The following is a 15,047-nucleotide window of genomic DNA, read 5'->3' as shown; positions in this document are numbered from 1 at the left end:
AATCGATGATCTCGGCCGAGCCGCTCGGCCGTACATGGCTTTTCGGCGTCTCGATTCTGGCGTTCCTCCTCACTTTTCTTCAGGTCCCCGGCTTCACCGTCGCCGACACCAAGTTCGACCTGGCTCAGAACCCTCTCGGATTTCTCGAACGCGCCTCCCATCAGTGGAACAGCGCAGCCCCACTCGGCCAGGTGCAGAACCAGGCCTACGGCTACTTCTTTCCGCACGGTGCGTTCTTCGCCGGCGGCGACCTGCTGTCGATCCCGCCCTGGATCACTCAGCGCATCTGGTGGGCGCTGCTGCTCATCGCCGGCTTCTGGGGAATCGTCCGACTCGCCGAAGCCCTCGGTATCGGCAGCCGCAGTTCCCGTCTGATCGCGGCGACGGCCTTTGTTCTCTCTCCGCGAGTGATCACCACCCTCGCGTCGATCTCCTCGGAGACGATGCCGATGATGCTGGCACCATGGGTGCTGATCCCGATGGTGCGGTATCTCGGCTCCGACTCCGGGAAGTACACGGTGAGACGCGCGGCCGCGCAGTCGGCGCTCGCGGTCGCGTTGATGGGCGCAGTCAATGCCGTCGCCACCGCCGCCGCCGTTCTGGTGGCCGTCATCTGGATGTCGTCGCATCGGCCGAACAAACGTTGGGTCGTCTTCGGCGCGTGGTGGTCGGGCTTTCTCGTGCTCGCGACGCTGTGGTGGATCGTTCCACTGCTGTTGCTGGGCAAGGTCTCTCCACCGTTTCTCGACTACATCGAATCGTCCGGCACCACCACGCAGTGGACGTCACTGACGGAGGTACTGCGCGGCACCGGCAGTTGGACGCCGTTCGTCTCTCCCGAGCGAGTGGCCGGTGCGGTTCTGGTGACTCAGCCGGCGGCCGTCATCGCGACGGGTCTGATCGCGGCTGCTGGAATCGCGGGCCTGGCGATGCGCTCGATGCCCGCGCGCGGGCGATTGACGATCATGTTGTTCGTCGGTCTGGTCGGCCTCGGTGCCGGGTTCGTCGGCGAGCTGGACGGTCCATTCGCGGGTGCCGTCCGGGTGTTCCTCGATTCGGCAGGCGCACCGCTACGCAACATCCACAAACTCGAGCCGGTCATTCGAATACCGTTGGTGCTGGGCCTGGCTCACCTGTTGGCCCGAGTTCCGCTGCCGGGTTCCGCGCCGCGGACGCAGTGGCGATCGGCCGTCGCGCATCCCGAGAAGCATCCGATGATGGCAGTGACCGCGCTGATCCTCGTGGCCTTGACGCTGTCCACCTCGTTGGCATGGACGGGCAAGCTCGCGCCCCGAGGAGCGTACGAGGCCGTTCCGCAGTACTGGCACGACGCCGCGGACTGGCTCACCGAGAATGCCTCGGGATCGAGCCCGGACGGTTCCGACGCGCAGCGAGCCTTGATTGTGCCCGGCGCACCGTTCGCCTTGCAGACCTGGGGATTGACCCGAGACGAACCACTGCAGGCGTTGGCCACCACGCCCTGGACCGTCCGCGACGCGGTACCGCTCACCCCGCCCGGTGCCATCCGCGCGCTGGACTCCGTGCAACGACTGTTCGCCGACGGTCGGCCGTCGGCCGGGTTGGCCGATACCCTTCTGGGACAGGGCATCAGCTACGTCGTCGTGCGCAACGACCTCGATCCCGAGGACTCCCGATCCACCCGTCCCGCATCGGTGCACCAGGTGCTCGACGGTTCGCCGGGACTCGAGAAGGTGGCCGAGTTCGGTGAGGACGTGGCTCCGGGTCAGGTCGACGGCGTCGTACTCGACGGTGATCTTCGACCGCCGTATCCGGCTGTGGAGATCTACGCGGTCGGTGATTCGGCAGGCATTCCCGCGTCCGGTCCCTACACCGTCGATCTCGATCGTGTCCCGGTGGTCCAGGGTGGTCCGGAGTCCATCCTGCGCTCGAACGAACTGCGGAACAACGGGATTCGCAATCCTGTGCCGTCGGGTCCCACTCTGCTGGCCTCGGATGCAGCGGCGGCGGGGATCGCCGTGAACTCGGTGACGGTGACCGACACCCCGATGAATCGCGAGACGGACTTCGGTCAGGTCGACAATCACAGTTCTGCACTGCGGGCCGCCGACGAGCCGCGCCGTTCGCTCAACGAGGTCTCCGATTACCCGGTGTACGGGGCCGAGACCGTGGACGCCGAGTGGGAGGGCGCGACCCTGACGGCGTCGAGCTCGGCGTCGGACGCAACGCAGATCGGCGGCAGCGCCCCGGGTAGCGGTGTCGCCGCCGCGGTGGACGGAGATCTGGCTACCAGCTGGATCAGCAACGGTATCGAACGCGCTGTGGGGCAATGGCTTCAACTGGACTTCGATACTCCGGTGCGCGGCGGGCTGCTGCGCATGCGTACCAGCCCTGGGACGATCGGCGACCCGGTGAAGTGGGTGGAGATCACCACCCCGAACGGCTCGACCGCGGCGCGCGTCGACGAGCCGGGTGAGCCGATGACGGTGTCACTGCCGGGCGGAGAAACCCCGTGGCTGCGCATCACCGCGAAGTCGACGGTCGACGGAACCCGGGGCAGCCAGTTCGGCATCAGCGAGGTGTCGGTGGACGACTACTCCGACCGAGACAACCCGACGCAGGTACCGATCGTGCACCGCGCGGTGCTGCCCGCGACTCCCGACGGGGCGAGCGTCGACGCCTGGGAACTGGGCCAGGAATTCCCCGGCCGTTCCGGATGCCTCGACACCGAGGATCGAATCCGTTGCAGCAGTGGGCTGTCCAAGTCGCCCGAGGAATTGGGCCGCTTCTCGCGCACGATCGACGTACCGATGGGCACCGCGGTCATTCCGGACCTGACGGTGCGCACGCGTCAGTCCCCCGAACTCGAAGCGCTGCTGGCGCAGCCCGGGCGGCCGTTGGCCAGCGGGGCGTCGGACGTCGCCGATCTGCACGGTTCGGCATTCGCCGCGACCGACGGTGATCCGCGCACGTCCTGGACCGCGCCGGAGAAGTCGATCACCGATCGAGCCGGCACCAACCCCACCTTGACCATCGAATTGCCTACTCCCACACTGGTGGACGGGCTCGAACTCACCCCCAGCCTCGGCGAACTTCCGGCACACCCCACCCGGGTCGCCGTCAACCTCGGCAACGGCCCGATGGTGCGCGACGTCGACACCGACGGCTCGACGACTCTCGAACTGGCACCGTTCGTGACCGACAGGATCGCGTTGTCGATCGTGGACTGGGACGGCGTCCTGGACCGAAACTCGTTGGGCTTCATCCAGTCACAGCCTCCCGGCTTCGCCGAAGTGACGCCACTGTCCGGTGGTGAACCGATCGGCGCACCGTACGACGGCGATCGCCGGATCACCGTCGACTGCTTCGACGGCCCCATCGTCTCCATCGCCGGGCAAACGGTGCGCACGTCGGTGACGGCCACCGCGGACCAGTTCCGTTCCGGCGAGCCGCTGAAGGCGTCGGTGTGCGACTCCGACACCCCGCTGAACGAGAATTTCGTCAACCCGGTATCACTGCCCGAGGGACGCCAGGACGTGGTGGTGCAGCCGGGAGCATCGTTCTTCGTCGACGGTATTCGGTTGCGCACCATGCCCATTCCCGCCGATTGGCCGACAAGCTCGGCACCGCGGGCCGCCCGGACCACCGCCTGGAGCGCCGATCACCGCGAGGTGACGCTCACCTCCGCAACGGAGGACCGTCTGCTGGTCATCCCGGAGAGCAACAACAGTGGTTGGCGCGCAACAGCTCCCGGCGGCCTCGAGCTGTCCCCGGTAGTGGTCGACGGGTGGCAGCAGGCCTGGATCGTTCCGGCGGGGGCGTCGGGGACGATCTCGTTGGATTTCACCACCGACCGCTGGTACCGGCTCGGCATCTTCGGTGGGCTTCTCCTGCTGATCCCGTTGCTGTTCGTAGCGCTGCGTCGGCCGCGAGGAGTGCGTGATGTCGGTCCGTCGCCGCGGCCGTGGCAGAGCGTTCCGGTCGCAGTCGTGGCGCTGCTGGGAGCAACGATCGTGTTGGCCGGAATCGCCGGTGTGGTGGCCGTGGCCGTGATCGGCATCGGTGCCATGCTCCTGGACCGCCGTCACGGTCGCACGGCGTCCTCACTTGTATTGGCCTGCACTGCAGGCGGACTCACGCTGCTGGCACCAGCGCTGCTCTCGCTCGGACCATGGCGATCTCCCGACGGCTACGTCGGCGGTTCCTACTGGGTGCAGCTGGCGTCCCTCATCGGAATCGTCGCGTTGGCGATCACGGCGATACGGAAGCCCTGACCGCCTTCTTGCGGGGGCCGAAGCGTCGTCGAGCAGGATCCTCCACCAGCGCGTAGCTCGCCGCTGCCACCGGAATCGACAGTGCGAGCGTCACCGGCAACACGAACCACATCCCGCCCGAGAACGGGATGATGCCGAACACCGGGAACACGACGGCAAGTACAGCCAGATGCCAGATGAACAATCCGTACGACCAGCGGCCCAGCGTCAGCATCACCGGATGCTCGAGGAAGCGATGCCGGCTCCCGTCCTCGGCGAGAATCAGCGGGGCGAGCATCGCGAAGGCCAGTATCGCGCCGAGCAGGATCTTGATCTCGAACTGCCAGGCCGCCGGACGCACCAAGCCCTGCGGACCCGCCAGAGGAGTTGCCGATAGAGCGAACGCGGCAACCGCGATGGACGCCATGACACGTCGGCGACGAGCCAACCGATGCACCCAGGTCGTCGGCCCCACCGAGATCTCGGCGAGCAGCATCCCCGCCGCGAACCACGGGAAGTAGCCGGGGAGCCAGTTGTCATGGTGGATGCCATCGGGGGTCGACACCGGAACGAAAGCCCACGACAGTGTCAGCACAGCAGCGCCCAGAATGACCGGTATACGGCGGGCGGCGGCCGCACCGCGCAGGCGCACCATCAACCAGGCGAACACCGGCAGCAGAAGATAGAAAGCGATCTCGACGGACAGCGACCACATCTGCGTCAAGCCCTGGGTCAGGGTCAGCGGCACGAACACCTGAGTGAACGACAGGTTCGCCAGCCACACGCGGTAGTCACCGCCTGCATCGGGAAGAAACAGCAGGATCAGCACCACGCCGACCCAGTAACCGGGCAGAATCCTTGCGAACCGCGAACGGAAATAGCGGCCGAGCGGCTGGGCAGTCCCATGACCGCGAGCTGCCGCCGCGTGCGGACGCCACAGCAGGAATCCGGACAGCGAGAAGAAGATCGCCACCGTCAGGTCGAATCTGCCCCACACATGACCCAAGATCGGCGAGGTCGCGCCACCGGTCTGAAAGGCCACGTGGGTGACAACGATGCCGATACACGCGACGGCACGCATTCCCTCGAGTGACGGTACGAACCCACGAAGCGGGACAACGCTTGCCGAACGGGTCTGTGTGCTCATGGTGGTCTCAAGTGTGCCGTGTCGAACCGGCGCAGACGAGACCGGTGCCACTGTCGACTGTTACTGTCACCTGCGACGTGTCGTAATAAATCGGGCATCGGGTCGGGGTGAACATGTTTCCCGCTCGCGGTGTCTTCCATGAAGCGGTCAACTAAGGAGATTCAGCATGGCGGAGCGCTCAGGGCCGAGCCGGATACTTGCCCTCGTACTCATCGGCTTGGGCGCGTTTCTGGTGGTCGCCGCCATTCTCATTCCCACTTACACCATTTCGGCACTCGAGAAGACGCCGCTGGATCTCGAGGTCACCACCGTCTCCACCGGTGAGGGCAGCGTGCTCGATGCGACCTCCCTCGCCGCCGGCCGCGCAGTCGTCGACCAGAACGTTCCCCTCGTCTCGCAGCGATTCGTCACCGTCGAGGATCCCTCCGACGCCGACATCATGACGCTGCAAGCGGGCCAGACTCTGCGTCGCAGCGACAAGCAGGCCGACACCGGACTGCTGACCGCAAGCGTCGACCGCGTCACCATCGACCGCAAGACGTCCATGCCCGTCGAGAACCCGATCGGCACCATCCAGGTTGCCGGCAACGCGCCCGCCGAAGAGGTGGCCCACACCGGTCTGCAGTACAAGTTCCCGTTCAACTCGGAGCAGAAGAGCTACCCGTACTTCGACGTCAACGCGCGTGCGACCAAGGACATCGATTTCGTCGAGGCAACCGAGATCAACGGCACGCCGGTGTACCAGTACCAGCAGACCGTCGGCCCGGTCGACCTGTCGACCGTGGTGAACCTGCCGACCAACAAGGTCACCCTGCCCGCCGACACCTGGGGTGTCGAGGGTGGAGCCGCGCCGGTGACGATGACCCGTTGGTACGAGAACACCCGCACCCTGTGGGTCGAGCCCGAGACCGGCGTCGTCGTCAAGGGCGAAGAGCAGATTCACCAGTACTACGGACGTGAAGCGGGCAACGCCGAGGTCGACGTCCTCAACGCACCGATCACGTTCGACGAGAACACCGTCGAATACCAGATCCAGCAGGCCAAGGACGGCCAGGATCAACTCTCGCTCTTCGGCCGCACCGTCCCGATCATCGCCGGAATTCTCGGTGTCATCTCGCTGATCGCCGGAGTGGTCCTGCTCCTGCGCGGCGGCGGAAACGGCGGACATCGTCAGCCGGCCCGGGCCGACAACGCGCCGCGACCGAACCCCGCAGGCGGAGCAGCACCCGCACCCGCGAGCAACCGCGACTGGACGACGGATCGCACGGAAGAGATTCCGAGGACGAACCTCAACAAGGAGTAAGTGCGCTACGCGCAGGAGTGGAGCCTGCGGAACGACCCAGATGACAGTGGCGTGGTTGAGTGCCCGTGGGGGCACGCAACCACGCCACTGGTTTATCTGGAGACGGGACCCAAACCAGTGATGCTCCCCGAATCGGTGCGGTCATGTTGGCCGGGTCTCGCAGTCGACGGTCCGTTGTCCGGTGGTGCGCGAAACGACATCCGGTCCGGGCAGCTCGACGGCGTCCGAGTCGTCATCCGACACTCACGTCGCAATCCGAATTCTCGGTCCTGGGAGTGGCACCTTCTCCGCCACCTCCAGGAATGTGGCATCCACCTACCTGTGTTCATACCGTCGTCGGCGGGCGACCTGGACGTCGACGGCTGGCACGTCTACGAATACGTGGAAGGTTCACACCCCGAACCGAAAGACCCCCGCATCGCGGACGCCTTGGCCGCGGTCCACGCCGTGACCGAGGGCTGGCCGCAGCGCCCCGGGTCGGCGAGTTCGATCGATCTTCCCGAACTCCTCGTCGGTGGCGATATCGACTTGACCGCTATGCCAACCGAATTGGCCAACCAGATAATCGATGCCTGGCGAGGGGCACGAACGCCGTCCCCCACATGTGTGGTTCACGGCGACGCACATGCGCGCAATGCGATCATCGACAAACAAGGCCGGTGTGTGTTGCTCGATTGGGACGAAGCGCGGGTGGACCAACCCCACTACGACCTTCCGGTCGGTCCCGCCGAACTCAGAGCGAACGTGGCGTGGGAGATCGCTACGTGCTGGATACCCGAACCCGATTACGCCAGGTCATTGGTGCCGGACTTCACTGGTACAGCCTCACCTTGACCATCGTCTGGTCCGCACGGTATTGCACCTCTCGGTATCGCACACAGCGACGATGGTCTACGGTGTCGGAATGCTGACAATACGCAGAAAGAATGTCTCGGCCCACTGACTACGACGGCGCACCATCGCACGGTGTGCCCGATATCGTCGCCATGGCTGGCCACATCGCCTCGTTGTACACAGACGAAATAGCGGTCTATCGAGACTTGTTGCGGCACATTGCCGCCGATCGCACGTTGTCTCATCGCGACCCCCGCTGGCCGATCGACGACCACCCGGTGGAAGGGCCCTCGCTTACCGTTCCAGGTCTGCGAATACACATGCGGCACAGCTACCAGGACGCCGGGGATCTGGGATCGTTTCCGGCAGAGGGGAATCCGCTGCTTCTACGTATCCACGTCCAAGGGTTCTCCGATGAGTACCAGGACCGCACAGCTGCACGGTCCAATCTGGTGGACTCGGTGACCGATCCAGAATCCGAGGCCTGGACGCGTGCACTCCTCGGCGAGCGGTGGGCCGATTATGCATACGAATTGGTGCGTACCCCCAACCCACCGAAGAACCCGGCGACGCTGATGAGGTTCGCACAGCGTGTGTACGTGCTGCTGCTCGATACCGACGGTCAGCCGACACTTGCGCCGGACAATTTCGCTTTCCAGCGGGTGTGGGACGGGATCGATTCGGCCCGCAAGATCATCCCGACATCACCTGCTGTGGCAGCGCACCTCAGCGCCGTGGGTCCATTTTTCGAGACCGCCGACATCCGCGACCCGAATACCGAGGCCGATGGCGCATGGCGTCTGCACATCACCGGTGATGACACAGGAAGTCTCCCGACGCCAGCGTCCACGACCGCGCAGAATCTGATTCGGAGGGTGCGGGTTCGCGGACGAGTCGACACCAAGTTTCGCCCCATCCGCGTCCACGTCGAGCAGGACCAGGCCCGCGTCTATTTTCGTTGGGCGAAGAACCCGAATACATTCGCGATAACGTTGCGGCTTCCCCAGTCGGAGGACGACTTTTCCGGCCCGCCGCTGAATACGCCTGATTCCATTGTGGCCGTCTGTCTTTCGAGTTGGCAGGAGGATCTGCGAACAGGTTTGTTGGTATGGGGACAACGCACCCGAGAAGCCGACGGTGCTATTCACATCTCGTGGCCGATCACCGAGATGAGCGGAAGTCGTCAACATCGGGTGGCAGCGGTGCCTCGCCACGACACGTCAGGCTCTTGGCTCGCCGAAACCGGCTTGAACATCGGCACCGCCCGAGAAGCACTGAAGTCCGGTGTACTCGCGTGCTGGCTGCAGGCGTACCTCGACAACCGCGAGGTGCGGCCGTTCGTAGGACACGCCGCCGCGAGGTGGGTCGACGACACCACCGCGTGTATCGATGTTCTCGAAGTGGTGCCCGGCACCCGTGGGTCGGTGGCGACGCAGCTCCTGCACTCGATCACACACACTCTCGCCAACGCCGGCGCGAGAGCAATCGAGCTGCCCTTCACAGACGAGAGCTTCGCGGAGTTCGGGTACGTGCCGAATCCGACAACTGGCCGCGGCATGTACCTCGATGTCACGACAATGCCATGACAGCTCCGCCGTGAGAGCCGATTCCATCAGCGGGATCCGAGCCTCTGCCGACCGACGCCTCCTCCCCACAGCGCCAACCCACACACCACCACCATTGTCACCGCGGCGGTGACGGCCGCGACGACGACGAACTGCGCGAGTGTCGACGCCACGAACAGCAACAGCAACACCTCGACGGCGAGGGCGAACCAGGCGACGAGAGCGAGGTGAGTACGTTCGCCCGCGATGGCCCACAGCAGTGCGCTCTGCAGCACGGCCAGGCACGCACCCTGCAGCACGAACAGCCAGACATATTCCTGCACACCGGAATACGTATCGCCCACCACCAACGGCAACAGCGGAGACGCCAGCGCACCGCCGATCACCAGAACGGTACCGAGCCCCGCGACGACGGCCAGCGCCGATCGCACCGCGGACGCAGAATGCAGCGGGTTCGCCATCCGCGGATACAGCACCACGCCAACGGCCTGCGGTAACCAGAATGCCGCCTTCGACGCAACGGCCCCGACGGCGTACAGCCCGGCTTCGTTGGAGCTGAGCAGCGTGCGCGCCAGCACCAGATCCAACGCGGACATCGCAATCAACACCAACTGCACCTGTGACGCCTGTAGCACGGCCAGAACGGTGACCTTGGTTTCCGACACCGAGTTCACCGGTACCCCGGCCGTCCATCTCGCACCGAGTGCCACCACACCGATACCCGCGGCCGTGGCCAACAGAACCGAACCGGGACCACCGCCGAGCAACAACACCAGCACCGCCGGTGCCACCTTGCCGAATCCTGCTGCGGCCAGCACGACACTGAGGGCTCCGAATCGCCCACGCCCCTGCAGCAACCCCTGCTCGGCAGCCAGCAGCACCAACACCGGCGCAGCGATGACCGCCGACACGGTCGCCGTCATCGAGACGTCCATGGCCGCGGACAGTGCGGGTGCCAGTGCCAGAGCGAGCACCCCCACCACTGCCGCACACCGGTACCCCACAGTTCGCAATTCGCGAGAACTGCGTCCGCGCACCACTTCACGCGCAACGACGGACTGCAACGCCAACGCCGGAACCGCGAGAACCAATTGCGTAGCAAGCAGACTCGCGAATTCTCCGTAGCCCTCGACGCCGAGCATCCGGCTCGCAAGTACCTGCAGCAGGTACGCCGCAACGTTCGCGAACATCGAACCGGCCGTCACCATCCCCATCCCGGCGACCGACGCACCCGCCGTGTGGTCTGCCTCGGACGAGGCGCGGAAAGACATGAGCCCACGGTATAGGGTGCCGATCATGGCGTGGTCGAGGTCGAGGTGGACACCGCCGCTCTACAGCCTGCTGCTCGCCGTGGTGATTGTCGGCCCGCTGCTCGGCCCCGGCTATCTCCTGCTGCGCGACGCCGTCAGCACTCCCCGTTCCTACTTCACCGACTCCGCCTGGGGAATCGCCGACACGGCTGCGCGGGCCGTCCCGCAGGACGCCGCGATCGCCGCGCTGTCGACGGTGTTCGACGGCGGACTCGTGGTCAAGACCATTCTGCTGCTCGCGCTGTGGCTGACCGGGTGGGGTGCGGCGGTCATGGCACGAACGGTGCTGCCGACAGCCCCACTGCCCGCGCTGCTCGTGTCGTCGACGGTGGCCGTGTGGAACCCGTACGTCGCCGAGCGACTGCTGCAGGGACACTGGAGCCTGCTCGTCGGATACGCCGCTCTGCCGTGGACGGTGGTCGCTGCACTCGCGGTCCGAGAGGGCCGTTCCTGGTGGGCACTCGGGGTCTGTCTCGCCGCTGCCGGGCTCACCCCCACCGGCGCGTTGCTCGCCGCGACCATTGCCCTGGTGGTCCTCGCCCTCCCCGGGGGTGCCCGACGCGGCCTGCGCGTGGTCGGCGCCCTCGGAATGGCGGCGGTGGCGTCGGCACCGTGGCTGGTGGCGACGGCCGTGTCCGGCAGTGGCGTCGAGCAGGCGGATCCGGCGGGTTGGGCGGCGTTCGCGGCGCGCGCCGAGCCGGGCTTGGGCACCCTCGGCAGCCTCGCCGGTCTGGGCGGAATCTGGAACTCCGATGCGGTACCCGATTCTCGCACAGGGGCTTTCGCGTTCGTGGGCACGGCGCTGCTGCTGACCGTGGTCGCGTTGGGAGTGCGCCCGCTGATCAGGCGTCGAAGAAATCCGGTGATCGTGGGACTCGCTGTCGTCGCGTTGCTTGCCATCGCAGCGCCTGCGCTGGCAGCGACGGGACCAGGGTTGGCGATGGCCCGCGCGCTGGGCGAGACGGTGCCCGGTGCCGGCCTGCTCAGGGACTCACAGAAGTGGGTCGCGCTGGCGATGCCGATCTACGCTCTGGCCGCGGCGGCCGCGTTTTCTCCCCGTCGTCGACCGAATCGGGTGCAGCCAGCCGCGCTGAGCGCGGTCCAACGCACCCGATTCGGCAGTGCCGTGGCAATAGCGGCCCTGCTGATCGCACTACCCGACCTGGGCTGGGGCGTCGGGAACTCGATGCGGCCCGTGGTGTACCCGGAGTCCTGGCAGGCGGTCGCAGCCGAAGTACAGAGCGGCGACGGCGATGTCGCGGTGCTACCGGCCGGGATGTTCCGCCTCTTTCCCTACAGCGGCAGTGCTCCCGTTCTCGATCCCGCGCCGCGCATGCTGCCACTGGATGTGTTGCAGACCGGCGAGCTCATCGTCGCGGGCGGCACGGTGCGCGGTGAGGGGGTGCGCGCGACGGAGGTCCAGAATGCGCTGCTCGCAGGCGAACCCGTGGACGTCGTCGCAGAGCTGGGTGTCGGCTGGGTACTGGTGGAGAACACCACCCCCGGCGAACTCGGCGAATCCGAGCAAACACTGAATTCACTGGCCATCGCGTACTCCGACGACCAGCTCACGCTCTACCGAGTACCCGATCCCGTGCTCACCGAAAGCCGGCCAGCGGCAGCCGTCGTCGTTGCCCACCTCGCATGGGCACTGCTACTTCTCGGCGGACTAGCGGTAGGACTGCTGAGCCGAATCCGAGTGCTGCGCACCCACCAGACCTGACGACCACGTGCCACGCGTCGTGGCGTCGAGCACCGAGTACACACCGTCGGCGCACTGCTCCCAGGAGAACTCCCCCGCGCGCACTCGCGCCTTCTCGCCCAGGCGAGTTCGGGCTTCGGCGTCCTGCAGCAGCTCCGAGACGGCAGCGGTCAGACCGGAGACGTCCCGGTCCTCTTCACCATCCGAAAGCCCGCCCACCAGCACGCCGGTGACGCCGTCGATGATGGAATCGGTGAGGCCCTTGGAACTTCGGTAGCCGACGGTCGGCACGCCGTGCTGCGCTGCCTCGACGACCGCGAGCCCCCATCCCTCCTTGCGGGAGGGCATGACGTGCACCCAGGACCGACCGAGCAGCGCGTGCTTGCGGTCCTCCTCCACGTGCCCGTGGAAGGTGACGTACTGCTCGATGCCCAGTTCGCTCACGTAATCGCGGAGGTTCTGCTCCCACCAACCGCCGCCGATGACGTCGAGGTGGATGTTCGGAATTCGGCCGCGCAGCGCAGCAACGGCGTCGAGCGCGTCCTCGATCTGCTTGTGCGGAACCAACCGGGACAGCACGGTCAGCGACGGGTGCGCGGTACGGGTGCTCTCGTCACCCTCGGGCACAGACCGGGGAATCTCGTCGGCTCCGTTGCGCACCACGGCGATGCGCTCTCGGTCGACGCCCAGTGCGACCAACTCGTCCGCGGACGGCAACGACACCGTCAGGTACTGATTGCGGCGGTGTACCCGCGGAGACACAGTCGATTCGAGCCACCAGCCGAGCTTGGCCATCATCGGCCCCGCGACCGGCCATTGCTCCCGGTGGCAGTGGTGCACCAGCAGCGTCACCGGAACGCCGAACGCAGCACGGGAGAAGAAGGGAATGCCGTTCTGGGTGTCGATCACCGCGTCGGGTGCGATGCCCTTGAGCGGGCCGAAACCCAGCCGCCCGGCCGCGATGGCGGCCAGTGCGCGGGGATACACCGACAGGCGTCCACCACCGCGACTGATGCGAATGCCGTCGACGATCTCCTCGGCGGGAGCTCCGGGGTACGACGCCGTCCTCAGCGTGACGCGGACGCCGCGTCGAGCCAGACCTGCGCCCACCTGCTCGAGGTATCGCTCGCTGCCGCCGCCCTGCGGGTGCCCGGTATCGCGCCAGCACAGCAACAGAACCTCGCGCACAGCCCGCTTCACCCAATTTCCGCATGTTCGTTTCACGACCGCCGTCGATTACCGTTGCCACACTAACCGCTAGGGTTCGTCTTCGTGACTTCCGCCGTGACACGTTTGTTCGCCTCTCGCGCGACACTGCGTCGCTCGGTGAGTCTGCTGAAGGACTTCGGACATGAGCAGAGCGCTCCCGACATCTTCTACGGCGCACTGGCCCGCGATTCCGTGGAGCTGATCGGCGATCTGTATCGGGGCCTGACCGGCACAGACATGTCCGCGGCGACCGTGTTGGACGTAGGCGGCGGGCCCGGATACTTCGCCGAGGTCTTCGGGGCCGGCTGCGCGCGCTACCTGCCCGTCGAGCCCGATGCGTCCGAGATGCATGCGGCGGGACTGCAGATACCCGGTTCGGTGCGCGGCTCCGGGATGGCACTGCCGTTCCGCGACAACAGTGTCGACATCTGCTTCTCGTCGAACGTCGCCGAGCACGTCCGCGAACCGTGGACCATGGCCGAGGAGATGCTGCGGGTCACCAGGCCCGGCGGGTTGACGGTGCTCTCGTACACCATCTGGTTCGGTCCGTTCGGCGGCCACGAGACCCGACCCTGGCATTACCTCGGCGGCGAGTACGCGGCCCGCCGCTACGCCCGTACCACCGGTCACGAACCGAAGAATCGATTCGGCGAATCCCTGTTCGACATCAGCGCCGCAGACGGATTGCGTTGGGCACGAAGCACTCCCAACGCCACGCTGCTGGCCGCATTCCCCCGCTACCATCCCCGCTGGGCATGGTGGATGATGCGAGTTCCAGTACTACGAGAATTCCTCGGCAGCAACCTCGTCCTCGTTCTGAAACCGAACACCTAGCCTGGAACGATGACGGCACTCGCACTCGACATCGGCGGCACCAAGATGACGGCGGCACTCGTCGGCGACGACGGGCGGCCGGAGAATCCGGTCACGGTGCCGACTCCCGAGTCCGATGTCTGGGACGCCTGTGCCGAACTGCTTCGGAACACGGCCGAACCCGCCACTGTCACCCGGATCGGCGTCGCCTGCTCCGGTCCGGTGAATCTCGAGACCGGGTCGGTCGCTCCGATCAACATCGACGAGTGGAAGAACGGCTTCGGGCTGCGCGATCACCTCGCCGAACTCTTCCCCGAAGCCGACATCCGCCTCGCGATGGACGGCAGCGCAGCGGCACTGGGTGAGCACCGCTTCGGTGCCGCCGTAGGAGTTCCGGACGTGCTGAGTCTGGTGGTGTCGACCGGCATCGGCGGTGGGTTGGTGCTGGGCGGGAAGATCGTCGCCGGTGCCAGCGGCAACGCCGGGCACATCGGACACATCGTCGTCCCCGGTTCCACGACGCCCTGCGCGTGTGGCGGAATCGGATGCGTGGAAACCGTCTCGAGTGGTCCGTCGGCGGTGCGGTGGGCGCGCGAGCTGGGGTGGACCGGCAGCACCGGAACCGAATTGGCAGCCGATGCGGCCGCCGGGGAGCCGGTCGCCATCACCTCGTTGCAGCGCGCCGGAGTGGCACTGGGTCAGGCGATCGCGTCGGCCGTCGCCCTGGTGGACGTACGGATGGTGGTGATCGGTGGTGGCTTCGCCCAGGCCGGCCCGCCGCTGTGGAATCCGATTCAGGAGTCGATCGCGCTACATGCGCGTCTGAAATTCCTCGATGGCCTGCAGGTGGTCCCGGCCGCATTGGGTGGACTCGGAACGCTGGCCGGGGCAGCCGCGCTCACCGTCTGAACGGGGCATACCCACACAGCCAG

The 15,047-nt window shown here is 66.4% G+C and carries 10 protein-coding genes; 7 read left to right on the top strand and 3 right to left on the bottom strand.

Annotation, left to right across the window (positions count from 1 at the left end):
* The first annotated feature begins 5 nt into the window (after positions 1-5).
* Positions 6-4,253, top strand: a complete 4,248-nt coding sequence (locus tag R4P47_RS12905) for an alpha-(1->3)-arabinofuranosyltransferase (protein ID WP_317533552.1) — start codon at positions 6-8, stop codon at positions 4,251-4,253.
* On the opposite strand, the gene R4P47_RS12900 is transcribed toward R4P47_RS12905, so the two are convergent.
* Positions 4,231-5,379: an acyltransferase gene (locus R4P47_RS12900; protein ID WP_317533551.1), complete on the bottom strand. Its 1,149-nt coding sequence runs from the start codon at positions 5,377-5,379 to the stop codon at positions 4,231-4,233. The two genes, R4P47_RS12905 and R4P47_RS12900, sit on opposite strands and share 23 nt — an antisense overlap.
* 166 nt (positions 5,380-5,545) lie before the next feature.
* Between R4P47_RS12900 and R4P47_RS12895 the strand changes: the two genes are divergently transcribed.
* The 3 genes from R4P47_RS12895 to R4P47_RS12885 all read left to right on the top strand — a co-directional run bounded on the left by R4P47_RS12895 (position 5,546) and on the right by R4P47_RS12885 (position 9,102).
* Positions 5,546-6,682 carry a DUF3068 domain-containing protein gene (locus R4P47_RS12895; protein ID WP_317533550.1) on the top strand — a complete coding sequence of 379 codons (1,137 nt, stop codon included), beginning with the start codon at positions 5,546-5,548 and terminating at the stop codon, positions 6,680-6,682.
* Positions 6,683-6,802: 120 nt separating this feature from the next.
* Positions 6,803-7,516 carry an aminoglycoside phosphotransferase family protein gene (locus R4P47_RS12890; protein WP_317533634.1) on the top strand — a complete coding sequence of 238 codons (714 nt, stop codon included), beginning with the start codon at positions 6,803-6,805 and terminating at the stop codon, positions 7,514-7,516.
* Between the two features lie 92 nt (positions 7,517-7,608).
* Positions 7,609-9,102 (top strand): hypothetical protein, encoded by a 1,494-nt coding sequence (locus tag R4P47_RS12885; RefSeq protein ID WP_317533549.1) that lies wholly within the window; start codon positions 7,609-7,611, stop codon positions 9,100-9,102.
* A gap of 26 nt (positions 9,103-9,128) precedes the next feature.
* Here R4P47_RS12885 and R4P47_RS12880 read toward each other — a convergent pair whose 3' ends face one another.
* Positions 9,129-10,352 (bottom strand): polysaccharide biosynthesis protein, encoded by a 1,224-nt coding sequence (locus R4P47_RS12880; protein ID WP_317533548.1) that lies wholly within the window; start codon positions 10,350-10,352, stop codon positions 9,129-9,131.
* Between the two features lie 25 nt (positions 10,353-10,377).
* Here R4P47_RS12880 and R4P47_RS12875 point away from each other — a divergent pair, with 25 nt between their 5' ends.
* The gene (locus R4P47_RS12875; RefSeq protein ID WP_394855321.1) at positions 10,378-12,114 is read left to right on the top strand and encodes a hypothetical protein; all 1,737 of its coding nucleotides are present in this window, start codon (positions 10,378-10,380) and stop codon (positions 12,112-12,114) included.
* On the opposite strand, the gene R4P47_RS12870 is transcribed toward R4P47_RS12875, so the two are convergent.
* A complete protein-coding gene (locus R4P47_RS12870; protein ID WP_317533633.1) occupies positions 12,061-13,281 on the bottom strand; it encodes a glycosyltransferase family 4 protein in 1,221 nt (406 codons plus the stop codon). The two genes, R4P47_RS12875 and R4P47_RS12870, sit on opposite strands and share 54 nt — an antisense overlap.
* Before the next feature lie 84 nt (positions 13,282-13,365).
* Between R4P47_RS12870 and R4P47_RS12865 the strand changes: the two genes are divergently transcribed.
* On the top strand, positions 13,366-14,136 hold the full coding sequence (locus R4P47_RS12865; protein WP_262498494.1) for a class I SAM-dependent methyltransferase: 771 nt from the start codon (positions 13,366-13,368) through the stop codon (positions 14,134-14,136).
* Positions 14,137-14,145: 9 nt separating this feature from the next.
* Entirely contained in the window at positions 14,146-15,024 is an 879-nt protein-coding gene (locus R4P47_RS12860) for an ROK family protein (RefSeq protein ID WP_094671025.1), read from the top strand.
* Positions 15,025-15,047 lie beyond the last annotated feature (23 nt).

The organism is Rhodococcus sp. IEGM 1370 (assembly GCF_033142325.1).
Taxonomy (GTDB): domain Bacteria; phylum Actinomycetota; class Actinomycetes; order Mycobacteriales; family Mycobacteriaceae; genus Rhodococcoides.
This window is presented reverse-complemented; position numbering and strand designations above follow the sequence as displayed.